23 protein-coding genes are annotated in these 25,106 nt (G+C 36.6%); 9 read left to right on the forward strand and 14 right to left on the reverse strand.

Going from position 1 to position 25,106, the window contains the following annotated elements; translation table 11 throughout:
- Positions 1 to 37: 37 nt before the first annotated feature.
- The 7 genes from ACKPCA_RS06925 to ACKPCA_RS06955 all read right to left on the reverse strand — a co-directional run bounded on the left by ACKPCA_RS06925 (position 38) and on the right by ACKPCA_RS06955 (position 5,073).
- On the reverse strand, positions 38 to 682 hold the full coding sequence (locus ACKPCA_RS06925; RefSeq protein WP_321282126.1) for a hypothetical protein: 645 nt from the start codon (positions 680 to 682) through the stop codon (positions 38 to 40).
- 38 nt (positions 683 to 720) lie between these two features.
- Positions 721 to 1,563: a tetratricopeptide repeat protein gene (locus tag ACKPCA_RS06930; RefSeq protein WP_321282128.1), complete on the reverse strand. Its 843-nt coding sequence runs from the start codon at positions 1,561 to 1,563 to the stop codon at positions 721 to 723.
- A gap of 41 nt (positions 1,564 to 1,604) precedes the next feature.
- Positions 1,605 to 1,928, reverse strand: coding sequence for a hypothetical protein (locus tag ACKPCA_RS06935; protein WP_321282130.1), 324 nt, complete (start codon positions 1,926 to 1,928; stop codon positions 1,605 to 1,607).
- 5 nt (positions 1,929 to 1,933) lie between these two features.
- Positions 1,934 to 2,266, reverse strand: a complete 333-nt coding sequence (locus ACKPCA_RS06940; protein WP_321282131.1) for a hypothetical protein — start codon at positions 2,264 to 2,266, stop codon at positions 1,934 to 1,936.
- Between the two features lie 109 nt (positions 2,267 to 2,375).
- Complete coding sequence (locus tag ACKPCA_RS06945) at positions 2,376 to 2,918, reverse strand: hypothetical protein (RefSeq protein WP_321282132.1); 543 nt, start codon at positions 2,916 to 2,918, stop codon at positions 2,376 to 2,378.
- Between the two features lie 46 nt (positions 2,919 to 2,964).
- Positions 2,965 to 4,140, reverse strand: coding sequence for a restriction endonuclease (locus ACKPCA_RS06950; RefSeq protein WP_321282133.1), 1,176 nt, complete (start codon positions 4,138 to 4,140; stop codon positions 2,965 to 2,967).
- A gap of 105 nt (positions 4,141 to 4,245) precedes the next feature.
- Complete coding sequence (locus ACKPCA_RS06955) at positions 4,246 to 5,073, reverse strand: hypothetical protein (RefSeq protein WP_321282135.1); 828 nt, start codon at positions 5,071 to 5,073, stop codon at positions 4,246 to 4,248.
- A gap of 619 nt (positions 5,074 to 5,692) precedes the next feature.
- Between ACKPCA_RS06955 and ACKPCA_RS06960 the strand changes: the two genes are divergently transcribed.
- The 3 genes from ACKPCA_RS06960 to ACKPCA_RS06970 all read left to right on the forward strand — a co-directional run bounded on the left by ACKPCA_RS06960 (position 5,693) and on the right by ACKPCA_RS06970 (position 8,107).
- Positions 5,693 to 5,971 carry a hypothetical protein gene (locus tag ACKPCA_RS06960; RefSeq protein WP_321282137.1) on the forward strand — a complete coding sequence of 93 codons (279 nt, stop codon included), beginning with the start codon at positions 5,693 to 5,695 and terminating at the stop codon, positions 5,969 to 5,971.
- 227 nt (positions 5,972 to 6,198) lie between these two features.
- Positions 6,199 to 7,116 carry a carboxypeptidase regulatory-like domain-containing protein gene (locus ACKPCA_RS06965; protein ID WP_321282138.1) on the forward strand — a complete coding sequence of 306 codons (918 nt, stop codon included), beginning with the start codon at positions 6,199 to 6,201 and terminating at the stop codon, positions 7,114 to 7,116.
- A 286-nt stretch (positions 7,117 to 7,402) separates the two neighbouring features.
- The gene (locus ACKPCA_RS06970; RefSeq protein WP_321282139.1) at positions 7,403 to 8,107 is read left to right on the forward strand and encodes a zinc ribbon domain-containing protein; all 705 of its coding nucleotides are present in this window, start codon (positions 7,403 to 7,405) and stop codon (positions 8,105 to 8,107) included.
- 817 nt (positions 8,108 to 8,924) lie between these two features.
- Here ACKPCA_RS06970 and ovoA read toward each other — a convergent pair.
- Positions 8,925 to 11,060: a 5-histidylcysteine sulfoxide synthase gene (gene ovoA / locus ACKPCA_RS06975; RefSeq protein WP_321282141.1), complete on the reverse strand. Its 2,136-nt coding sequence runs from the start codon at positions 11,058 to 11,060 to the stop codon at positions 8,925 to 8,927.
- A gap of 1,227 nt (positions 11,061 to 12,287) precedes the next feature.
- Here ovoA and ACKPCA_RS06980 point away from each other — a divergent pair.
- The gene (locus ACKPCA_RS06980) at positions 12,288 to 12,527 is read left to right on the forward strand and encodes a GlsB/YeaQ/YmgE family stress response membrane protein (RefSeq protein WP_321282143.1); all 240 of its coding nucleotides are present in this window, start codon (positions 12,288 to 12,290) and stop codon (positions 12,525 to 12,527) included.
- A gap of 3 nt (positions 12,528 to 12,530) precedes the next feature.
- Here ACKPCA_RS06980 and ACKPCA_RS06985 read toward each other — a convergent pair whose 3' ends face one another.
- Both ACKPCA_RS06985 and ACKPCA_RS06990 read right to left on the reverse strand, forming a co-directional pair.
- Positions 12,531 to 12,848 (reverse strand): antibiotic biosynthesis monooxygenase family protein, encoded by a 318-nt coding sequence (locus ACKPCA_RS06985; RefSeq protein ID WP_321282144.1) that lies wholly within the window; start codon positions 12,846 to 12,848, stop codon positions 12,531 to 12,533.
- Positions 12,845 to 13,792 (reverse strand): hydrogen peroxide-inducible genes activator, encoded by a 948-nt coding sequence (locus tag ACKPCA_RS06990; protein ID WP_321282146.1) that lies wholly within the window; start codon positions 13,790 to 13,792, stop codon positions 12,845 to 12,847. Before ACKPCA_RS06990 ends, ACKPCA_RS06985 begins: the two co-directional genes overlap by 4 nt.
- 222 nt (positions 13,793 to 14,014) lie before the next feature.
- On the opposite strand from ACKPCA_RS06990, the gene mtnN reads away from it, so the two are divergent.
- The 5 genes from mtnN (at position 14,015) to ACKPCA_RS07015 (ending at position 20,308) form a co-directional block, all read left to right on the forward strand.
- Positions 14,015 to 14,713 carry a 5'-methylthioadenosine/S-adenosylhomocysteine nucleosidase gene (gene mtnN / locus ACKPCA_RS06995; protein WP_321282147.1) on the forward strand — a complete coding sequence of 233 codons (699 nt, stop codon included), beginning with the start codon at positions 14,015 to 14,017 and terminating at the stop codon, positions 14,711 to 14,713.
- 15 nt (positions 14,714 to 14,728) lie between these two features.
- Positions 14,729 to 15,208, forward strand: coding sequence for an S-ribosylhomocysteine lyase (locus ACKPCA_RS07000; RefSeq protein ID WP_321282148.1), 480 nt, complete (start codon positions 14,729 to 14,731; stop codon positions 15,206 to 15,208).
- A 98-nt stretch (positions 15,209 to 15,306) separates the two neighbouring features.
- The gene (locus tag ACKPCA_RS07005) at positions 15,307 to 15,756 is read left to right on the forward strand and encodes a DUF3592 domain-containing protein (RefSeq protein WP_321282149.1); all 450 of its coding nucleotides are present in this window, start codon (positions 15,307 to 15,309) and stop codon (positions 15,754 to 15,756) included.
- A 158-nt stretch (positions 15,757 to 15,914) separates the two neighbouring features.
- Positions 15,915 to 17,888 (forward strand): peptidase U32 family protein, encoded by a 1,974-nt coding sequence (locus ACKPCA_RS07010; protein WP_321282151.1) that lies wholly within the window; start codon positions 15,915 to 15,917, stop codon positions 17,886 to 17,888.
- 305 nt (positions 17,889 to 18,193) lie between these two features.
- Positions 18,194 to 20,308, forward strand: coding sequence for a M3 family metallopeptidase (locus ACKPCA_RS07015; RefSeq protein ID WP_321282153.1), 2,115 nt, complete (start codon positions 18,194 to 18,196; stop codon positions 20,306 to 20,308).
- An 89-nt stretch (positions 20,309 to 20,397) separates the two neighbouring features.
- Here ACKPCA_RS07015 and ACKPCA_RS07020 read toward each other — a convergent pair whose 3' ends face one another.
- The 4 genes from ACKPCA_RS07020 to ACKPCA_RS07035 form a co-directional block, all read right to left on the reverse strand.
- Positions 20,398 to 20,985 (reverse strand): TetR/AcrR family transcriptional regulator, encoded by a 588-nt coding sequence (locus ACKPCA_RS07020; protein ID WP_321282155.1) that lies wholly within the window; start codon positions 20,983 to 20,985, stop codon positions 20,398 to 20,400.
- Between the two features lie 157 nt (positions 20,986 to 21,142).
- On the reverse strand, positions 21,143 to 22,084 hold the full coding sequence (nrfD, locus tag ACKPCA_RS07025) for an NrfD/PsrC family molybdoenzyme membrane anchor subunit (RefSeq protein WP_321282157.1): 942 nt from the start codon (positions 22,082 to 22,084) through the stop codon (positions 21,143 to 21,145).
- Positions 22,085 to 22,243: 159 nt separating this feature from the next.
- Positions 22,244 to 22,777, reverse strand: coding sequence for a 4Fe-4S dicluster domain-containing protein (locus ACKPCA_RS07030; protein WP_054722164.1), 534 nt, complete (start codon positions 22,775 to 22,777; stop codon positions 22,244 to 22,246).
- Entirely contained in the window at positions 22,774 to 25,008 is a 2,235-nt protein-coding gene (locus ACKPCA_RS07035) for a molybdopterin-containing oxidoreductase family protein (RefSeq protein ID WP_321282159.1), read from the reverse strand. Before ACKPCA_RS07035 ends, ACKPCA_RS07030 begins: the two co-directional genes overlap by 4 nt.
- Between the last annotated feature and the right edge of the window lie 98 nt (positions 25,009 to 25,106).

The following is a 25,106-nucleotide window of genomic DNA, read 5'->3' on the forward strand; positions in this document are numbered from 1 at the left end:
ATTTAATTTTTAGATGATCAAGTTGTATAGCCTCCGCTTATTTCACCTCAAATGTCACAGGCGTAATTTTAATTTGATCCGGCAGATTCCTAAACATACTTCTATTCATTTCAAACACACCCTTTTTCTTTAGCCTCACACCAAACTCCCATACCGTGTTATGTACGCCATTTGCTATACTTGTGGTAACCGATCTGGCATTCACCTTAAAAATTTCATTCTCTTTAATTATAGCTGTAAGCGATCCATTAAACCTGCCACGTAACTTGATTGTAATTTCCTCTCCCACTTCTCCTTCTCTGGGCATCTCAATCTTAAAAATCTCTTCGGGCTGTTCTATCACCTCAACAATTACTGTATTCGAAACAAAATCCCTGCCCATCATCTTTATGGCATAAGGCCCTAATACATTCGTCCCTAACTCATTGGGCACTTCACTTACAAAAGTTCTAAAATCATGATTCTGTTGATAGTCACCAAAGAAACCATCCCAACTTTTAGCCTCTCTGCCTTTAAAAATATCACTCTCAATTCCTTCCAGTGTCAAACGCACTTTTACACTTTTGCCCATAACAATAGTATCGCTTAAAGCACAAGCCTTCAAGTTCAACTCTTTTTGTGCACAGGCCGACATCGAACTGCAGAAAAGCAGCAACACCAGCAAATTCAATTTATTTTTCATACTATACAGTTCTTCTTTAGCTAATTCTAGCTTCAAGTCTAATTCAAATGCTCATTGCATTTATCAATCAACTTGAATGTCTCATCATCCTTATTTCCAAGCTTTACAGCTTTCCTTAAATCCTTCAGTGCCTTTTTAAACTCACCATGCTCCATATACAATTCCCCTCTTGTGGTATAAGCAACATCGTAGTTTTTATTCAACTCGATACACTTGTCCACATCAAGCATTGCTTTATCAAGCTCCTTGGTTTTCAAATAGAAGTAGGCTCTGTTATTGTACAATCTAAATTCATAGGGATGCTTATCAATTAGCTGACTTAATGTAGCTATAGCACGCTTGTAATCTCCTCTGTTGGCATAGATTCCGCATAAGTTACTTGCTGCACGAAAGTTTTCCGGATTGATCTCCATAATCTTTTGAAGATCTTTCTCTGCTGCCAAACTATCACCTTTTTGTTTAAATGCATGTGCTCGGTTCAACAACAATCCTTCTTCATTTGGCTTAAGTTTTAATGCTGTATTAAAATCAGCAATAGCCAGATCGTATTTCTTCATCACATTATAAAGCGATGCTCGATTAGCCAATACAAACACGGCATCAGGACGTAAAGCCAAAGCTTTTTTATAGGCTCGGAGTGCCTCTTCATTCTTATCCATTCGCCTTAAAGCTGTTCCGAGGTTCGAATAGGAATATACCAGTTCTTTATTATTGCCCGTTTGTTCAAGAATCGATATCGCTTTATTCATATGCTTCTCGGCTGCGGCATAATTCCCTTCGCTAAAACTTACTTCAAACTGACGCAAATATTCTTTATACTCCTGAGCACTAATCGTTAGCACACTTAGAACACATACAATAACAAATAATAGTTTTCTCATCTTCTTATATTTTTTACTTTATCCTTATTACTTTTTCCTTATTACTTTATCCTTTCTACTTTCTCTTTCTCCAACATCAAAAGGGCAAACACAACAACGCCCAAGAGAGGATAAAACAGCGTTGCAATACAAGTCAAAACCACATGTTTCAATTTCTGCTTTCTAAAATCAATGATCAACAAAACAATCACAATCAATCGAATCAAATAATTCACATAACCCGGTATAGAATCAACCAAATTAAAGGTTTCATGATTGGTCATATCAAACATCAAATGCCTAACATAGATCCATGGCATTCCAAACAATGCCGAAACGATGAATAAAACGATATACTTATTCAATACTTTCATTAACTTATTCATAACTCTTACTTTTTACAAAGCCCCATTCGCTCATAGGCCACAACAAACAGAAAGAACAATACACCCATGAAGGATGAAAAGAAAGTCAACACCAAAACAGGAATCGATTTGATATTTTCCTTTTTCATCTCTTTGTACAACAAAACCACAAAGGCAATATTGATTAGATATTCCAACCCCGAAGTCAGGAAGCCTGTTCCTAAAGTGGAAAACCCTCCATTCGGCAATTCCCTCGTTAATAAATCTGGCCATATGATCATGATCACTCCTGTCAATACATGAGATAGGATCAAAGCAGAAACCAATAAAATGGAATACTTTTTAATGTATTGTGCCATATCTTTAATTTATGTCTTTAGTCTATGCATCAGCCATGCACATCCAATTGGTATGAGTTTAAAGCTCTTACTTTAACCTTGATTGTAACTATAAGTCTTTAAACAATTCTTAATAAGGTTTTACTCCTCCTGATGACGACAATAACCAATCAATTTTTGATGGATACGCAGGACTTCCTCCATTACTCCAGTATCCTTTATCATTTTGTTCATCTCCTTTGTAATATCCACTACTCTGCTTCACAGGTCTTATCCTCGAATATTTATAAGTTTTGCTATTGTACCAATATCCTTTCCACCAAGTTGTTCTTCCATCTGAATTACCCCAATATGCCTGCGAACTCTTGGGTCTAGGCATAATATATCTCCAACCTTGCAAATACATCTCAACAGCAATCCTTAATGTTTGTTTATCTACACTTATTCCAGACCTCAGAAACTTTGGTATATTATTATTGGTAAGTGTCGAAAAATCAAAATCATAAGAAATACCCTTATAGTAATCCCATGTTTTATTCGGATATAAAATAATCTGCTCCCCTTCTGGCAATGTCACAATTCTATTTTGAGCATATAAACTATCCGAGAAAAATACTGCAAAGAGTACGACAAACAAAAATTGAATAATACTACTTCTATAACTTCCTCTCATACTTTTAATTTCTTATTACATATAGTTTTTCGATATATTCCCAATATTATTTGATCTGCTCATCCTTCAACCTATTCTTCTCACTTATCTCATAATACTCCGTAAAAATCCGATATAATTTTTCGGTTGCATCATTTAAGGAACTGCACCACCATCTATATGAAATAATTTCTCCATTTTCATTTCTTTGTGGGGAACACTGTGAAGTCATAATCCAATTCAACACATTACTCTCAGCTTCTGATATTCCAGTAATATAAATGCCAACATATCCTTCTTCTTCAAAAAACACCTTAACATGATTATTCATGGTACTCGTAGTGAAAGAACAAAATTGCCCCATTAACAAAGCATTTTGTAACCTTGATGAAATTAACTTTCTTATCCTAGCCATATAATCATCACTTCTGAAAAATATTTTCTGATCCGCATATTCACACAGCAAGTCATTCATATGACTCAAATAGTAATCCTGCCTTTCTCTCGATAAAACATCATGTGATTTAAGCTGCTCATAAACAGTATCCCAATATTCAACCTCTTTCCTCTTCTTCTTCACAAGATTTAAGAATCTTTTCTTAGTTTTGCTTCCTTCGAACAACTCAATCAAATTCGATCTCTCCGAAGCATTAGTTTCAGTCATCTGAAGCTCTGTTAATATATGGGCCCTCAACCACCTGTTAAATAATCTAAACAATCCCTCCTCTGGAATATCATAAATCGATAACAAAGGCTTAATTACCAAATATGTAATATCGTCTCTATATCTCTCTGCAATGGTAATAGGTCTAAAATCAATCTTTTCAATTAATTTTTTCCTAAGCTCATCAGGTTTCAAGGACAAATTAAACATCTCTGAAATATCATCCTGACTCCAAAGCTCAATATCAAATTCAGCAGCCAAGGCGTAGTCACTATCCTTTACAACAAGTCCCGCTAAAGCAATAATGATTTTATGAGCTCTTATAATCTGATTCTTACTATGCCATTGATGAATTAAATTTCGAATTGTAAGAGACCCATTTTGATAGTTTTTACACTCCACAATAACTTTTCTATCCCCTACTTCAGCAACCACATCAATTTCATACTTTGCAATCCAAACATTACGGCTTGTTTTAAACCCTGCTACACTAAATATATGCTCAACAGCAAGTTCTAAAGAATCTCCCTTTTCTTTTGGAGTTATCTTACTCGGCGCTTCCATTGTTAATGTGTTCATTGATTTAGATTTTATCTTAATAAATTACATCTTTATTTAAATCAAGCTATTAGCATTATTATTTCACACTTTTACCATTACTTATCAAAAATATAAGAACCGATTTTATTCATTTAAAGCATCATACCCTTTAATTACATCTCTTATTCCCTGTCTTTCATTCCAAGTTAAGTTACGTGTTTCTGTATATTTACCTGACAATCGCATTTTTGCATTTGGAGATTGAGAAAAATCTCTTAGGAATTTTAGTAGATCTTTAGACACTGATACATCAATCCATTCCCATACACCCCCTCCACTATTTTCAGTTTCTTTGTCATCATACTTATCAAAAATAACTTCCTTTGTATTTCCATCATAGGACAAATAAACTCGTTCAAAAAAAATCCAATTACTACCTTGATATGACATTTTTAATCTAAGCCAACTATAAGAATCACTTTTCCCAATATAAAGTGAAGTCAAATTTTTATTATTGTAATGAGTAAAATAAGGATTATAATACCAAGTATTACCTGACACATCATCAAAGGACTTTTTTAGCTTTTTTAAAGCTTTTAACTTTTTTTGTTTTTCTAATTCAATTTTCCTCTTCTCTTCGGCCTGTACCTGTTCTTTCTTCTTTCTCAACTCCTCTCTTTCTTGTTCTTCTTTTCTCAAAATCTTTGTATACAAATCTTTTACCTCCACAAAATGTTTCGAATTGGTATGTCTTTTTTCCATTTCAATATAAATGCTCTTACAAGTAGGGTATTTACTCTCCTGATAATAGTGTTTCATTTCAGAATAAAGCTTTTCATCTCCATTCTTAAGTTCATCTAATTCCAGTTCTAATTTTTCAATTTTTGAAAGCAATTCTGTCTCTCTACTTTTACTCACACACCCAAACAAAAACAATATTGAAAGCACTACAATTGTAATTCTAAGTTTCATAACTCACAGGTTTATGTCATTTATCTAATCTTTTACTTCCCTAAATAATATCCATAACAGCATTCGAACTTCAAACAATTTCGATGCAGCTCTCCCAAATCTACCAAACCCCACCCTCAAATCAAAACTTATGCTCAACTAATTTCACTCACAAATCTATTACCCATTCAAATTATCCAGTTAAACCAAATCATTCCAAAATAATCCCATTTAAAATATCCTCAAACGGCCTAATATTGCAAACAAAATACAGATAACAACAAACAAGTTGACAAACAAAGCAAAGCCATTTACATCAACTGAAAACACATTCATCACATATTATTAGACTTTTAGGATAACCATAGTTCATTTTTGATAAAAACACTCCCTTTTTGTTAATTATCATATTTTGAATGATTCTAAACTGCATTTATTTAATTTTTATTAAAATTATCGGAAGCATTAGCAATTTCAATAAGTGCAGGTTAACTACCTTCATTCTTCAAATTCAAACAGCCAATAAATATTTTGTATTGTTAATTACATTTTTATACATTCGAAAGGAGTTTAGCTAAACAATACGATATATATTATCAATTTACTGCATTAGCGAAGAACAAGAGAAGGATAGGTGAGAATGAAATGGATGAAAGCTTTGCACATGATCCTAACAAGTCATACAAAGGCATTACACCTTCATTCAGACAGACTAACCGCACAATCCAATAAATTGATAAGCCAAACCAAAGGATTGCATGCGCTTTCGAAAGCATTTGATGGCAATTCCGTTCCATTTACACGGCCGACCTGTTCATTTACATGGCGTACCAGAACATTTAACGAGCCGTTTAGTCCTCTAACACTGCTACATCAAGCTCTTACACTGATGTTTCATGCTTTTACATGTACTCCCTAAGCATTTACAGGACCGTTTCAAGCATTAACATTTGCGTTTCGTCCATTAAAACCAATGTACGAGGCTTTAAAACATGACTCCGTGAATTGACACCCTAAGATACAAACCACTGTATCAAACTACTACCTGCCTCTCACCTACACTGGGTGAGTCGAATACGTAATTTACTATTGAAATTTCGGTTGATGCATAAACAACAAGTTATTTAGCGAACAAACAACACTCATATGATAGCAAGATATTTAAGCAAGCTACAGAGTTATCATCACATCGAAGATGCGCTGGAAGAAAACCAATCGGCATTCGAAACCGATGAATCTACAAAGGCTCAAATCACAATTTTCACAGGTTACCATACCAAATTGCGCAACCTTCAAGTAGAACAGAACAAGCCAACAAAAGCGGTAATCAAAGCAAAAAATGAATTGTACAAAGAGCTTAGCCTCAAGTCCAAATTGATGGTGATAGCCTTGATTCGTTTGGCAAACGACACGGATAATGGAACACTACGCGTTAAGCTGGAAAAAGTACAGGATCAGTTGGCACGCAGATCACAAATTGTGCGCCTGGCAGCCGCATTCATACTGTATGAGCTAAGCGTTGATTATACCAGCGAATTGGCCAACTATTCCATTGCCGGCGAATCTATTACCGCCTACAAGAAATGCATCGACGATATCGAAATCCAAAATGCAGAGAAAGACTTGATTCTGGAGGAGAACAAGAAAAACAAAAAGAAGTTTGAAGAGTTGATTCGAACCACCGATTCCTTTTTGAAGGACAAACTCGATTGGTCCATCGAAAGCTATCGCGAGGCAAACCCTAAATTAGTAGAAGCCTACTTTACTGCTCGTAAACTAAAGAAGGTCATCAATCAGCACATCGCCATACGAGGTTTTGTTGTGAACAAACAAACCGGCGAACCAATTGCAAATGGTATTGTTAGCGTTCTCGACACTGATCTGGAAACCAAAATCACTGAAAAAGGATACTTCTCATTCAAGAATTTCCCTGAAGGTAAATTCACCCTAAAGGTAGAAAACATCAGGTTCGAAACCCAAACTATAGACATTTACCGTTACATCAACGAATACCTCAGTATTAAAGTAGAGATGCAGCCACTCCCGGTTCCTCACCCGGCATAAAACAAATATCCTTACCGATATTTATTTAATGATTACAAAGCCAAGGAAAACCCTTGGCTTTATCTGTAAAATGATTTGTGTAAGACAAACCTAAATTCGATAAATAGTTGACATGGCATTTACACCGTATTTACAAGCTTTAACTTCGCCCTCGGGTATTTATCTTAGCTTTTTCATCAAATCCAATATTAACAAAACATTATTACCACAAACAACAATTTATCCTAATTCTCATTCTATTTCGAATTATTATTGTTATTTTTAATCAAAATATTCAACAAATACAATGACAAAATATTACATTATTCCTGAAGTCTTCGAAGAAGCCATGAAGGCAAAAAACCTTAGTTTTGAACAAATTTTCGAAAAATTAAGAGTAAGCGAATTAAGAGCTCACTCCATTTTTTCCGGGGTGAAAAGAATAGATGAATACAGCATTTTAGTACTAACAGAAATATTCGAGTTCGATTTTCATAAAATCATTGAGAAAACACAAGATCCTCACTACTCATTCAAAAATAAATGGGAGCAAAACCATAAGGATGAAGAAAAGTCACTTCCTATTATCACTGAACCTGATTTCACAAAAGATTACAAACTAAAATCAGCTGAAAAGCATTACCTAACACAACACAAGTGCACTTCATGTAACCATCTAATATTAGAAGCGCTAAACTACTGCCCCAACTGTGGGAATCAACTCCCTGAGCAAGTACGCTTTTGTAATGCCAATCAAGTCTTCGAAACTTCAATAGATCAACACAGGTTGGTTTATCCTGATATCCTAAAAACACGACTAAGAAAGCTAGGTCTTTTATTTCATGATCTGACTGAATCCCTTCCTCTAACAAAACCAGTCTTCCAAGCTATTATGAAAGGGCAAATGACTGTTAGACCAGACATACAAGAATTAATATCTAAAAAATTAGAAGCTCCTGTTCATTATTGGTCCGGCGAAGCTGAAGAAGTCATAACTGAGAACGAAGAATAAAGTACAGCACATTTCTTCTCATCCGGCTTGAAGACAAAACAAACCATTTTAACCGTCGCAATAAACAACCCACACAAAATAACACCCCCACTTGCGACGATTCCAAATCAAACTCATTAACCCAGGGTGGCGGTCATTATCACTCCCTTCCCCTGGGCTATATGATATTTGCCCTTCAGGCAAACCTACCAAATAACAATCCCTTCAATTAAGAACCATCACCAATTTATCACAATCCCGATTCAAACCAGTTCGGTATGAGCAACGCAGGTGGGGCACCCATAGGCGAAGATGATGACTAAAAAGAAATTCTGTGAAGTGAGGTACGAACGCAACTATTATTTCTTTTCATCATTGAGCCGTAATGGGTCACCGAGTGCTTACACCTAGACTTTTTAATTCTTTTGTGGTAATGACAAAAGAATAGCCCATCCGGCTTGAGGAAAAAAAACATCCCGTCTGGCAAGAAGACAATAACAAGCCATTCTATCCGTCGCAATAAACACCCCACACAAAACAACACTCCCACTTGCGACGATTCCAAATCAAACTCATTAACCCAGGGCAGCGGTCATTATCACTCCCTTCCCCTGGGCTATATGATATTTGCCCTTCAGGCAAACCCACCAAATAACAATCCCTTCAATTAAGAACCATCACCAATTTATCACAATCCCGATTCAAACCAGTTCGGTATGAGCAACGCAAGTGGGGCACCCATAGGCGAAGATGATGATTAAACAGAATAGCCCATCCAGCCAGAGGATAAGACAAAACATTACACTCCTTTTCCCAATTATTCATTGCTCATCGCTAATCACTTCTTTCTCCAAACCGTCATTTCCGCTACCGTATGCTGAAACTTACGCGATGTTTCCCGAATCACAAAAGGCACATCTTTGGGTTCTTCCAGCATCTCAAACTGATCAGATAAAATATCCTTTAAACCTTGAAGAGTTGAATAAGGCTCACCATCCTTTCTGAAGCCACCAATCCAGTTTTCCACTTCGGTAAACTCTTCTAACCAGGTATAAGGAGAAGTCAACACCAACAAACCATCCTTGTTGATTCTATTGGCAATCTCTTTCAGGAATTTCTTCGGATCATACAGTCTGTCCAGCAAGTTTCCTGCAAAAACCAAATCGTAACCCGTGTACAAGCTCTTCAAGTTACAAGCATCAGCCTGGTAAAATTCTACCTTATCACGATATTGATCCAAACCAAAGTCGCTCAATTTAAATTCCCGGTATGAATTCAGTTGCCCCTCCTCTTGTCGGATGTAATTCAATTTCCCACTCTCTTTAAGCTGTGTGCCAATTCGAATGAAGCGAGCCGAAAAATCAAGCCCCGTAACACGATCAAAATACTTTGCCAGTTCGAAAGTCATGCGTCCGGTTGCACATCCCAAATCTAAAGCATAACTTCTTTTCACATCCTTTATATGGCTTTTGATCAAATCAATACACGAAAGCGCATAATTTTCTACGCCAAAGTACATTTGTCCGTACTGGAACTCACAATATTGCGACACCAGCTCATCGGTTTCATAATAATCCGATTTGATTTCCACCTCCTCTTCCGATTCAATATATCGGAACCCTGCATGCTGAAAGAAATGACGACGAAAAGCGTAACGCGAATCTCGTATCGCAAGGTTCCCTGTCGAGATCCACGATCCCCCTTTTATCAGGTTGTGCTTGGCATCAAAAGTAGGAGTCGAAAAATCATCATAGAAAGGATGCACTTCAAAACCATCCAATCCTGAGATTGGCATTTCGGTCCATTGCCACACATTCCCCACCACATCGTAAAAACCAGCAGATTCGAATTGGTCTACCGGACAAGGTGACGCATAATGTTCCAGATTGATATTTCCAGGCGCTTGCTTCCATTCCGGTTGATCCGGAATTCGCACGCTATCGTAAAGACGATAATATTCCGCTTCGGTCGGCATTCTCAGTTTCTTTCCCTCTTGCGCCGATTTCCAGTTGCAAAAAGCCTTGGCCTCCAAATAATTTACTTCCACTGGCCAATTCCAGGGCATTTCAATCTCCTCGCTCATCAAACGAAGCTTCCACTGCTCTCCATCCTTCAACCAAAAGAACGGGAAGCTACATTTCTTGTATTGCACCCAGGCCCAACCCTCTTCGGTCCACCATTTTTCGTTTCCATAGCCATCATCATCCACAAATCCTTTAAACTCCTGATTCGAAACCAAATACTTCGAAGCATTAAAAGATTTAATTTCAGATTTAAAGCTTCCAAATTCATTGTCCCAGCCATAAAGGGCATCATCACGATCCTTTCCTATGCTCACCTTTCCTGCCTCTACTTTTTGCAGTACATTTTCAGGAGCCAAACCTCTCTCTGTACAGCTTTCAAACAAATCAATTTGCTGAACCTCATCAATAGGCAGTTGCCTGATCAAGACTGATGAGGTCTCTATGTGAATTCGTTGATGTTCAATCCCCATCAAGATTACCCAGAATTGAGATTCCCAATTGATTGGCATCTGCAGGGGAAGTTCAAGAATCAAATTTTCGATGATCTGCTTCACTTGCCTGCGATATTGCCTTACATCCTCCAGCTTAGGCCAGTCGTAATGTTGTTCATTCAAATCGTCCCACGACATTTCATCTACACCAACCGCAAACATCGATTCAAACTTGGGGTTCAATCTCTCATTTAGAATTCCCGCCAGAATCAATTTGTTGATGAAAAAGGTAGCCGTATGTCCAATGTAAAATATCAAAGGATGGCGAAGCGGATCAGCCCTCATATAAAATGCCTCTTCACTCTTTAGGCTGTCGTACAATCTATTATCCAGCTCCCAGGTAAGCTGAAAGTATCTTAAAATCTCCGTCCTTTTTTCCTCAGGTGTGCCCTGATTTAAAATTGGAGATTTGTTTACAAGTATGTCATTATCCAATAGGATATCTTTTTTATCTTCCATTACAAATTTCATTAAGCTTAATACTCATTTGAAGTTAATGAAAAAACAAAGCATCACAAATCAAACACACAAAACCCTTCTCATTTAAGAGAAAATTAACAGCTCGAAAACAAACCAATCCATTCTCCGTCGCAATAAACACACCACACAAAACAACATTCCCAATTGCGACGATTACATTTTAAACACACTAACCCAGGGTGGCGGTCATTACCATTCCCTTCCCCTGGGCTATATGATATTTGCCCTTCAGGCAAAATTCATTTAAAACATCACTCATTTATTGCAGTAACAGTGACATTCAAAAATTTGTTGGGACCCATAGATGAAAAAGTCGTTAAGAACAGATTTCCATGACTGAGGAACGAAGGAATATTATTCTGTTTAGACTTTAAGTCGTTATGGGTAACTATATTTTTGACGTCTAGATCTTTTGGTTCTTTTATAGCAATGATAAAAGAACAGCCCGTCTGGCTTGAAGATAAGACAAACCAATCCATTAGCCGTCGCAATAAGCAATCCACACAAAACACCAATCCCTATTGCGACAATTACATTTAAAACACAATAACCCAGGGTGGCGGTCACTACAATTCCCTTCCCCTGGGCTATATGATATTTGCCCTTCAGGCAAAATTCATTTAAAACATCACTCATTTATTGCAGTAACAGTGACATTCAAAAATTTGTTGGGACCCATAGATGAAAAAGTCGTTAAGAACAGAATCCCATGAACGAGGTACGAGTGAATATTATTCTGTTTAGACTTTAAGTCGTTATGGGTAACTATATTTTTGACGTCTAGATCTTTTGGTTCTTTTATAGCAATGATAAAAGAACAGCCTATCCGGCTTGAGGATAAGAACAGCCTGTCTGGCTTAAAGACAAAACAACACTATTACAACACCCCTCTCCCTATCGGGATCTCCCCTGAATGGGAGAAATCCAATTCCATCTAAAAGAGACATTTTGATCGGGAGCAAATCGGCACACACCATAACCATGGAATGGCAAGCTGTATCTGATTGGCTTGACCTTTTTGCTTCGAGTCTACCGTAACAAATTGGATCTCATGAATGATAGCGAATAACCCAAAAATGAAAAGCCAAACCGGCTTGAGGATAAAAAACAAGCCTTCTGGCTTGAAGACAAAGCATGTCAGTTCCTACCTGAATAAATGAACTTACATATTTTTTCGTATCTTAATAAAAACCAATACGCAACATTATGAACTACATTCTCTTTATTATCATTGGAATCATTGCCGGCTGGCTGGGCAGTATCATCGTTAAAGGAAAAGGCCAGGGACTTCTAGTCAACATGATCGTGGGAATCATTGGAGCCTTCATTGGAGGAAGCATTTTGGATCATCTCCACATCCATATGCCTGGCTTTTTTGGTTTACTTGTCGCCTCAACAATAGGAGCCGTTCTGTTAATCTGGTTAATTGGATTAATTCGAAGGTAAGCCTTATTTCTCAAAAAAGTAATCAGAATCCACTCTACAGATACGAACGGCATATTTCTTATACCACTCTTCTTTTCCTCTTTTCTGGGCAATTGTATGCGCCGGATGTTCCTGCCATTTTTGAATTGCATCTAAACTCTCCCAATAAGAAACCGTTATGCCCAATTCATTCCTGGCGGATTCTACTCCCAGAAATCCGGCTTGCGTATGAGCCAACTCTATCATTGCATCGGCCATTTCAGAATAGCCCTTGTCTCCTTCTTCCCTTACTGATGAGAAAATTACAGCATAATATGGTGTTTTAAATGTCTTGGCAATCATTGTTCTATAAAATTTGTTTTTACCACCTCCTTATTCTCTTTATTTAGCATCTGTTTTGGTATACAATCCTTAATGGTACCTATTACCGAGTTCAAAAGGTTCTTTCGCACCTCACTTTTCAGTTGAATCAAACTGATTTCTCTTACCTTATCGCTTCCCTTGATATCTTTGAGCAAGTCCTCCTGATCGGATGGAATCATTAATGTTGCCAACTCAGGAACAAAAGTAATTCCACCTTTGTATTCCACGATTCTTCGTAAGGCATCAATATTATTGCTTTCATAAACCAGTTCATTCTCCTCTTTTCTGTTTAATGAACAGATGTTTGTAACCTGATCCATAAAACAATTCCCTTCCTTAAGCATCCAAATGCTTTCATGATCTAACTCATCAATGCCAATTTCATCTTTAGTAAACAAATCATGCTTATCGGATACATACAAATAGAACTTTTCATAGAAAATCGGGCAAACTTCCAGATTGCTCTTCAATTGAATTGGAGTTGAAATGATTCCTCCATGCAAACTACCATCCTTCACTCCTTGTAAAACCTCATCGGTTATCATTTCCTTAACCGTGAGTTTCAATTTCGGATATCGCTGATTGAGTTCATCCACAAACAAAGGCACCAAATATGGCGAAAGGGTTGGTATGATTCCCAAGCAAAGTTCCCCCTGAATATCTTCAGATAAATTCACGGCAAAATCTTCCAGGTGCTTCGATTCTGTAATCAACAATTGTGCTTTTTCCAGAAAAAGATTCCCATTTGTAGTGGGTTCCACCTGTTTCTTACTTCTATCGAAGAGCTTAATACCCAGTTCTTCTTCCAATGCTTGTATTTGCAAGCTAACAGCAGGTTGCGACACCCCCATAAACTTGGCAACCTTACCATATCCGCCTAATTTTTGCAAAGCCAAAGCATATTCAAGCTGCTTTAAGGTCATACTCTAATAATTATTTTTAATTAAAAATCTAAATTTAATTAAATTATCTAATACTACTAAGCTATCATGAGCAATGTCCATAATTTCAGGTAATATCTACTTTTATTAAATATCGAAAGATAAAAAAACACGAATTGTTTATAACTTTGTAAGCTATGAATAAATCGAACTATAAAGGCATTAGAACTTTATTCTTCAAACTTTGAACTTTATACTGTATCCATGAAAATAGGTATTATTGGGGCAATGGAAATTGAGGTTGTAAGACTTCGAGCACTATTGTCGGATAAAAATGAACAAAAAAAAGGTGGTTTTGTTTTCTATACCGGAAAGCTAAACGGAAATGATATTGTTCTGTTACAATCAGGCATTGGAAAGGTAAATGCAGCAATTGGTGCGGCCATCATGATCGACAACTACTCTCCTGATTTTGTAATAAACACCGGTGCTGCAGGAGGATTTCCTGGCGATTTAAAAGTTGGTGATATTGTAATCTCAAAAGAATTGATTCATCACGATATGGACTGTACAGTTTTTGGATACAAAACCGGTCAGGTTCCTGGAATGCCTGCGAGCTTTGCAGCTGATGAAAAATTAATCGATCTGGCTGATAAATGCATCCATAAATTGATTGATGTAAAAACCAAGAAGGCAACAATTCTTACAGGCGATCAGTTTATGAACAATCCTGAAACCACTAAAAAAATTAAAGATACCTTCCCTTCTGCCGAAGCTGTGGAAATGGAAGGAGCTGCAATCGCTCAAACTTGCTTTCAATTCAAAGTTCCTTTTGTAGTTATCAGATCAATTTCGGATATTGCAGGACAAGAGAATGCAATCGAGTATGAAGAATTTGTTGAAACAGCTGCTGTAAACTCAGCAAATATGGTTGTTGAAATGACCAAAGAATTAGCAAAATAGTATAAATAAAAAAATATGGAAAAGATAGATAGCTTTACGGTTGATCACAATAAATTGAAAAGAGGTATTTACGTATCAAGAAAAGATCGATTTGGTGATGAAACCATCACAACATTCGATATCAGAACCAAATTGGCCAATCAGGAGCCTGCAATGGATATTCCTGCAATGCATACCATGGAACATCTTGGTGCAACTTTTTTAAGAAACAATAAAAAATGGTCAGACAAGACTGTATATTTTGGTCCTATGGGATGTAGAACTGGATTTTACATTATTTTCCATGGTGATTTAAAATCAGAAGACATTATCGATGTTACCAAAGAAATGTTCGATTTTATGGCTGATTTCGAAGGTGAGATTCCTGGAACCAACAAAATTGAATGTGGCAACTACGTTAGCCACGATCTAACCATTGCAAAATGGGAATCAGATAAATACAGAAAAGAAGTACTTTCTAATCTTACGGAAGAAAATTTGAATTATCCGCAATAATTCAAAATAGATAAAATACTAAGGTCGTCAGAATTTGGCGGCCTTTTTTATTACTTAAAATTCATTACATTTATGGAAACTGAAATTGTTCTTAATTCATGAAAATTACTGGTTTTCGATTCTTGATTATTACTGCATTAATACTGCTCATTCCAATTTACAGCAATTGGAGATTGCTATTGAATGGGAATAAAACTGAAGGAGTCGTTATTAAAACCAGTAAGGACAATATGGGACAACTCTATTCTTTTTACTCCATCATTCAATATGAAGTTAATGCTAAAACCTACCATATAAAAGGATTGGAAAATGTTGAATATCCACTTGGGAAAAAATTTATCATACTGTTTGATCCCGATAATCCTCACAAAGCAATTCTATATAATTTCAAAGGCATTTACTTTAATCGTTCAACTCCAGTTGCAATTGTTTTATTCGTGTTATGGGTAGCTTTTTATTTAAGTTTTAGCCCTAAAAGTGATAAAAGAAAGTCTGAAAGAGAATGGTTTAAATGCAATGGAAAATTCTCCCATCACAAATTAAACTAAACCACACACATTTTATTAAACAACTAATTTCAATCCCCATAAGGTTTATTATCATTTTTACAGCCGTTCTTTCTCAAAAGAGCGGTATTTTTTATGCCTAAAACTCGCTAAGCCCAATTATCAGTTTTATCTTTGCAAGCAGAACAAATTATTGAAGAATGAATAAACCTGAATTATTACTACCTGTTGGGAATCCTGAAATGTTTCATGCTGCCGTAAAAGGTGGAGCTGATGCTGTATACCTGGGATTACGTCAATTTAATGCCCGCGGGAGAGCATCAAACTTTACAAGCTCACAATTACTGGCATTAATTAAAATTGCAAGGAAAAATGACATCAAGGTTTATCTAACTTTGAATACGGTAATTAAGAATGAAGAATTACCCGATTTGCTGGATACCTTAAATCTAATCCAAAAAACCGGAGTTGATGCCATAATCATTCAAGATTGGGGTGTTTACTACTTGGTAAAAAAACACTTTCCTAAAATTACCATACATGCAAGTACACAAATGGCTCATCACAATTCCTTGGGAGCAATTTACTGTAAAAGCAAAGATTTCGAAAGAGTTGTAATGGCAAGAGAATTAACTCTTCCTGAATTGAAAGAAATTCGTAAGAAATCTGATATTGAATTAGAGATATTTATGCATGGTGCATTATGCTATTCCTTCTCCGGCATGTGTTTATTTAGTAGTTTTCTTGGTGGAAGTGGTGCCAATAGAGGTTTGTGCGCTCAACCTTGTCGCAGATTTTATGAAACAGGAAATGAGAAGAGTTATGTCTTTAGTCTAAAAGACAATCAAGCAGTAGAAGTATTGCCTGAGCTTATGAAAATGGGTGTAGAATCCATTAAAATTGAAGGTCGATTAAAACCAGCAGAGTTTGTATATAATGTATCAAGAGCTTATAGAAAAGTAATTGATAATAACGACTTGAAAACAGCCAAAGAAATTTTGGCCTATGATATGGGTCGTGAAAAAACTGGTTATTTTCTTGCTGGAAATGTAAACAAAGCCATTACGGAGAATACAAATACTGGAATCCTGATTGGTACTGTTGAAAAGAGAAATAGAAACATGGTAATTTTCACCTCTTCTCATGACATACAAATTGGAAATAGAATCAGATTCAAACAAAAAAATGGTGAGCCACAAAAAGCCATTAAGGTCAAAGAGTTTAAGGAATTAAGCAAAGGTACTTATCAAATTGAAATCGGAAATATTGTAGCTGACAAAGGCGATCAAGTGTATTTGGCTGGAATGATGCAGGAAAAGTTTCCTAACAAGTTCAAAGAAGAAGGAAAACCTCTAAAAGCTAGCATGCACAGAACCGAAAAGGCTAAAATCCTAAACTCATTGGGAAAAAAGAATATTCCTCAAAAAGAACAAATCTATGTTCGAATTGATTCCTTGGCCTGGTTGCGTAAAGTAAACTTAAATGAGGTCAACTATTTAATTCTTAACCTTAAAAAATCGGAATGGGAGGAATTAAAATGGGATGTTCCATTTCTTCAAAAAAATGCACACAAGATAATTATTGAATTACCTAAGTTCATTCAGGAAAAAGACTTGGATTTCTACAAACAGATATGTAAAAAGGCTATGCTAAGTGGCTATCAAAACTTTATGCTGAGTCATCTTTCGCAAAAACTTTTGCTTCCAAACAAAGCTCGCATTTCTTGCAACGAAAATGTATACCTGTTTAACGATGCTGCAATTGCTCACTTACGTGATGAAAAAATCAACTTGTTCTGTCACCCGCAAGAGAATGACCTGGAAAACTTACTGAAGAGCAATGATCGCTTTGGAATTGTTCCGGTATACTTCTACCCGCAGCTATTCTATTCTCGTATGCCTGTAAAAACGGTAAACGACGAATTAATTGATGATATGCAAGGTGAATATCACAAGGAATTGCGCGACGGAATGACCATTATTTATCCAAAACACCCTGTTACCTGGATGCAACAGAAAAACAATTTATCTAAAGAAGGATTCAGAAGATTTTTGATTGACCTAAGCAATGAGAAAGTATCATCAAACACTTTTAAAAGACTGATGAAAAACTTCCAGCAATCGAAACAAGTACAGCCATCAACCAGCTTTAACTTGAAAAAAGGACTGAAATAGAAAATTGGCAATTATCAATGAGTAATGAATGATAAACAAGACTATATAAGAATCGATTTATTATTCACACCATTAGGATCTAATTATAAATATTACATTGATTTCCTGTAAAATCTGTTTTAATACAATTACTAAAGAGACAACCTTTAGGCTATCAATTATTAATTACACATTATTCATTGCTAATTGATCTTTAATCATTGCATAAAACATGTTACGAAATCGTGAAAAATACATCGCCAGAATGTAAGTTTTTACTATTTTGGCGATCAAACAATTTTAATATTAACACTAAACCTAACAAAGTGAAAAAGACGTTCCTTTATTTACTTGTAGCAGGTATGGCATTTACAGCCTGCGATGGAAAAAAAAGTGAGCAAAAGACTGACAATCCGTTTTTTGCTGAGTACAACACTCCTCATCAAACTCCTCCGTTTGATTTAATTAAATTCGAACATTTCGAGCCTGCTTTCATGAAGGGTATGGAAGAAGGTCGTGCAGAAATTGAGGCAATTGCAAATAGCAAAGAAGCTCCAACTTTCGAAAACACAATTTTAGCATACGAAAAATCGGGTGCTTTGCTTGATAAAGTAGGAAATGTATTCTACAACATTAAAGGATCGGAAAACAACGATTCTATTGCTGCTTTGGCTAAAAAATTATCTCCACTTACTACCAAGTATAGTGCCGACATTAGCTTAAATGAGAACTTATTCAAAAGAATTAAGGCCGTTTATGAGCAAAAAGATCAATTAGAACTTTCTGTTGAAGAGCAAACCATGCTAGATAAAATCTATCAAGGATTTGTTCGCGGAGGTGCTAACCTTCCTGCTGACAAGAAAGATCAATTGCGTAAGATCGATGAAGAACTTTCTTCTTTGACTCTTCAGTTTGGCGAAAATGTATTGAACGAAACAAATAATTTCGAACTAGTTATCGACAACGAAAAAGATCTTGCTGGTCTTCCTGCTGGTGTTGTTGCTGCTGCTGCTGAAACTGCAAAAGCTGCTGGTAAGGAAGGAAAATGGGTTTTCACAACTCAAAAACCAAGCATGTTACCTTTCTTACAGTATGCTGACAATCGTGATCTTCGTAAGGAATTGTACATGGGATATGTAAACCGTGGTAACAACAACAACGAGTACGACAACAAAGAGATTGCAAAGAAAATTGTAAACCTTCGAATCGAACGTGCTAAGCTATTTGGTTACAATAACCACGCTGAATACATCTTGGAAAGAAACATGGCTAAAAACCCAGAAAATGCGTTCAAATTATTGAACAAACTTTGGACTGCCGCTCTTCCAAACGCTAAAAAAGAAGTGAAGGAAATGCAAAAAATCATCAACAAAGAAGGTGGTAAGTTTAAGCTAGCTTCTTGGGACTGGTGGTACTATGCTGATAAAGTGAAGAAAGCTAAATATAACTTGGATGAAGAAGAATTAAAGCCATATTTCGAAATCAATAACGTTCGTGATGGTGCATTTGCTTTAGCGAACAAATTGTATGGAATCAAATTCATTCCTCGAAACGATATTGCTAAATTCAACCCTGAAAACCAAGTATTCGAATTACAGGAAGCTGATGGATCTCACATTGGTATTTTCTATTTAGATTATCACCCACGTGCATCTAAGCGCGGTGGTGCTTGGATGAGCTCATTCCGTAAGCAATCAGGCTTCGGTACCGATAAGGAAGTTACTCCAATTATCATGAACATTTGTAACTTCACAAAGCCTGTAGGTGATACTCCAGCATTGTTGACTCCAGACGAAGTTGAAACATTATTCCACGAGTTTGGTCACGCTCTTCACGGATTCCTTTCTAAGTGTAAATACAACTACTTGTCAGGTACTTCTGTATCTCGTGATTTCGTAGAGCTTCCTTCTCAAGTAATGGAAAATTGGTGCTTCGAGCCTGAAATGTTAGCAATCTATGCAAAGCATTACCAAACTGGTGAAGTAATTCCTGCTGAATTGGTTAAGAAAATTCAAAACGCTGGTAAATTCAACCAAGGATTTGCTACTGTTGAATATTTGGCTGCATCAATGTTAGATATGAAATATCATACCTTAACTGAGCCAATGACTGAAGATGTAATGACTTTCGAAAAGAACTACTTGGAAGGATTAGGTTTGATTCCTGAAATCTATTCAAGATATCGTTCAACCTACTTTAACCACATTTTTGCTGGTGGTTACTCAGCTGGTTATTACGCTTACATCTGGGCTGGCGTTCTTGATTCTGATGCTTTCCAGGCATTTAAAGAAACTAGCTTATTCGATAAGCAAACAGCTAAATTATTCCGCGATAATGTATTATCCAGAGGTGGTACTGAAGATCCAATGGAATTGTACAAGCGATTCAGAGGTGCTGAACCAAATGAAGATGCTCTTTTAATCAAGAGAGGATTAAAATAAAAATCGCATTTAGCGATATTCAATATAAAAACCGATTCACAATGTGAATCGGTTTTTTTTATATCCATTAATGATAATTCTTAATTGATTCATTCCTCGAACTCTGCTTTGGTGATATACATATTCAAAACCTTCTGCTGCATGGCATCAATCGGATATCCTTCGGGTTCCAATACAAAATTCATAGCAATGCCATCCAACATAGAAGTCAAGAATTCTGTTTCCATATCCGGATCGGCAGCTCCATTCTTGTCGAAATATTCAATCAACACATCAAATTTCAAACTTACAATTTCATCTAACTCTTGCTGATACAAAGGTAAAACCCCTGGCTGCCAACGCAAAGCGTAAAACAGCTTAAAAAATTTTAAATTCTTCTCAATAGAATCAAAGTAATCATCTATAAAGAATAGCAATTCCACTTCCTGAAGGTCTCCATCTTCATTTGGGTCCAAACCATCGTATAATATATGAACAGCTTCATCAACAATGGTATGAAGTAAATCTTCCTTGGTCTTAAAGTAAGAGAATAGTTGTTCTTCTGAAATCCCTGCAGCCTTTGCAATTTTTGCTCCTTTTGCAGCAAAATACCCCTCCTGCACAAAAATCCCTAAGGCGGTGTTTAATATCTCCCTCCTTTTCTCAACATCCTTTGGTAATTTATTTTTAGAAGCCATAACAACAATCATTTAGATGAAAAAAATCGGTTTTTACCTAAGTTACGACAGAAATGTGCTTTTTTCAAAAAAAACAATGGATACATATACATGCACCCATTGTCATTAACTTGATTAAACCGTTCTAGTTTCCTAAAACTTAATTTAAATTCTAACTTTAATATAGATATTTACTTAATTGACCTGCATCAACCATAATAAATCGGAAAATCATTCCTCCCAAAAGAATTAAGAATGCAGGTAGTGCTACCGGAACTTTCTTCCCTCTTAGCTCTAGAATTTCAAGAATAGCTGGACCCAATAGGCCCAGCACTACTACTCCACCCCAAAAAGGCAAAGTGTAGACACCACCAAGAAACAATTGTGCAGCTTCGATTTGAGCAGCATTACTCGCTAAAAATCCCATAAACAAGTGAATGATAAAAAAGATTTCTATCCCAATCAATATTAAATCAATTTTACTAAACCATGTTCTCTCCAAATGATTCTTTGACATCCACATGATAACTGCTGCTCCTGTGGATAAACCTGAAACCAAAAACAAAGGCCCCAAAATAGAGGTATTCCACAACGGTCTTGCATTAAATGCTGACAATAAAATACCCGTGTAAATCCCAAGAATTACAGATGATACAATCATCATCCAAGCCAATGGCTTACGATATTTATTTACCTGCTTTTCAACAAACTCGAGCCATTCCACTTTAAATTTCCAATTTGGCACCAAATCTCTCCAGTAGGCAACACTCCAAACAATTGATAATGGTGTAACCAACATCAATACCCAAGCTCCCCATGACATTGGAGATTCTAATCGGATAGTGGTATACAATTGCCAGAAATACAATTTGTTCTTTAAATCGAGGAATAGGGCGAATAAACCAATTACTAAAATTGCTGGTACTATAAAGGTAGCTTTCCTAACGGCAGTTGGAAGTTCTTTTTCTCTACCTAAAATGGTGTAAAGTGCAGCAAAGAATAAGATTCCTGCGGCCAAACCACCTAAAAACAAATACAATGGAATTTCCCATCCCCAAATTCCCAAAGTAGGATCTATTTTAGGATTCATTCTTCCACTTAAAATAATTTCTTCGTTCATAATTTGATTGTTTTTAGATTCCGTTCATCAGAATTACCCCAGCGCAAAAGAATCCTGACAAACGGAATCCGTTATAAAACTTGAACTTGTTAAAACCTGCCAACCAACCACCATACAAAACCAACTTAATTGGGCTGATCAACATTATCTTGAATATCTTTAGATCAGATAATAAACATGTGGCTTTGTTCCCACTTCGGGAGCCAATACTTTCCAATCTCTGTTTTGTAACAATTGATATACTTTGCTTTCCTTATCATCCAAATCGCCAAAGTACATGCATTCAGTTGGACAAACGGATACACAAGAAGGTAGTTTTCCTTCTTGTAACCTGTGATGGCAAAAAGTACATTTATCAACAAACCCATCGGGATGAGAATAGCGAGCATCGTAAGGACAAGACTGAACGCAGGCTCCGCAACCAATACATTCATGGCGAGTTACTTTTACCACCCCTCCCTCTTCGTAATGACTTGCTCCGGTTGGACAACATCTTACACAAGGAGAGTTTTCACAGTGGTTACAACGCTCTGATCTTAATTCGATGCTTACATTTGGAAATGTACCCTTTGCATTCTCAATCACCCAGTCGCGACAATACCCAATTGGCACACGATTTTCGTTTTGGCATGCTACAACACAATCGCTACAGCCAACACATTTTTTTGTATCAATTACCATTGCATATCTCATGATATTACCTCGCTTTCTGGTTTATCAGTTACAAAACTTACAAAGTTGCCACGCATTCCCGTTCCTCCCATAATTGGATCTACCATCACATTAGTCACCAATTGCGTATCACTAATTCCTCTCCCAAATGATCTCTTTAGTTTCTTGTTGGCTCTACCAAATCCATGAACCATATAGACATTATCTTTTCCTATTCGTTCCGTAATTCGAACTTTAATAGGAAAATCAGAAACTACACCATCCTGATTTTTCAACCAAACTTCCTGCCCATTCTCCAAATTATTATCAGCTGCAACAAATGGATTTACCCAAAGACAATTCTCACTCATCAATTCATTCAAGTTTGGATTATTAGCTGTTCTTCCAAAGGTATGCATTGGAGCTCTACCATAATTCAAGCGGTAAAATCCTTGTGGTGGTTCGGGATGTGGCGTGTAGTTTGGAATAGGATCAAAACCTTCCATTTCCAAATCCAACGAATACAGTTCAATCATTCCTGTAGATGTACCAAACTCGTGATAATCGCCCTCTTCAATAAACATTGGAGTCTTGCGTTCCATTTTCAGAACACCCTTTTCTTTCATTTCTGCTAGTGAAGACCCCATTTGTTTTAGTTGCCAGTCGATTACTTCGCTATAACTTTCGTAATTGAAATGTTTTGATAGTTTTAATTTCTTAGCTAGTTTTCTAACAATCCAATCCGATGGTTTTGATAGATATTTTGGCTTAACAGCTGGCACTCTTACCGCCACATTTGGGAATCTGTTTGGCGATACTCTCATATCATCGTAACGCTCCAAATAGGTACATTCAGGCAAGATAATGTCTGCATAACCTGTAATTTCCATAGGCATTGTATCTACTACCACCAATAAATCAAGGTTCTGAATTGCCTCTAAGGTTCTCTGGGTATTAGGGATTGTTGAAATTAAATTCGTACCCACAACAAACCAACCTTTAATCTTGTAATCCGATTCATTATCAGGATGAGACATATCAACAAATACATTAGCTATAGATGAATCAGCCAATGCATATGTACCATCCAAATGATCTTTCCAAGTCCAATTTACAGGTGGATATCCTGGATGTGGATAGGAAGGTACTTTTGCTTTTTCAGGGAAATAAAATCCTCCTTTTCTTCCCCATGATCCTAACAAGGCATTCAGCATAGCCATTGCTCTTAATCTTTGTGTATCATCGCCGTACCAAGTTACGTGTCGTCCCGGATGAATTAAAGTTGCAGGAGCATGAAATGCCATTTCGCGTGCTGTTTGTCTTATTACATCAGCACTAATGGTTGTAATTTTTTCTGCCCACTCAGGCGTTTTATCGGCAACATGAGCTTGCAAATCTTCCAAGCCGTAAGCATATTGCGCTATATAGTTCTTATCGTATAATTCTTCGCTTACAATAACATTCATCCATGCAAGTAGTAAGGCGATATCAGTTGCAGGTTTTATTGGCAACCAATATTTCGATTTACTTGCTGCTGTGGATAATCGTGGATCTACAGTAATGATGGTAGCACCGCGGTCGATGGCTTTCGACATTTCCTGCACGTGGGAATTGTGCATATTCTCTCCAATATGATTTCCAATTAACACCAAGCATTTAGTATTCTCAAGGTCAACTGGTTCTGGAGAGTTAATATTTGATCCGAATGTTGTATTGAACCCAACTTCTCGTGGACCACGACATTGGGCATAAGAAGGAGCTGTAATGTTTTTGGAACCAAAAGCTTTAAAAAGTTTTCCAAAATGTGCACCACCTGATCCATGCTTGAACAAGGCAAGACTTTCTGGTCCGCTTTCTTCCTTAATTTTATTCATTTTTTCTGCGATAAAACGGAAAGCCTTGTCCCAGCTAACTTCCTTAAAAGTTTGTTTTCCATTTTCTTCAACTCGCATTAAAGGAGTTTTCAAACGATCAGGATCATTGTACATTCCTATACCTCCAGTACCACGAGGACAGAACCTTCCGTTAGAATGTGGATCATCCTCATTTCCTTCAATTTTCCAGATTTCACCTTTTTCATCGGTGTAAACCCAACCGGCACACTTCCAGAAACAAACTTCGCAGTATGTTGGGAAGCGCTTTATTTTCGAAGCATCCATTGGTTCAGCTGCATTTACTTGCCCAATCATGGCATTTAAAAGCGGATTAGCCAATACCAATCCTCCTGCTCCAATTGCGGATAACTTAATAAATTCTCTTCTCGACTTGTTCATCAGGTTGTTGTTTTATAATTGAACTGATGCTGTTAGAACAAACACCTGTTTGTTTTAATTTCGTTGAGTCTTTCAACTTTCAACAGGATTTAAAACTG

This window comes from Marinifilum fragile (genome assembly GCF_963677365.1).
Lineage (GTDB): Bacteria > Bacteroidota > Bacteroidia > Bacteroidales > Marinifilaceae > Marinifilum > Marinifilum fragile.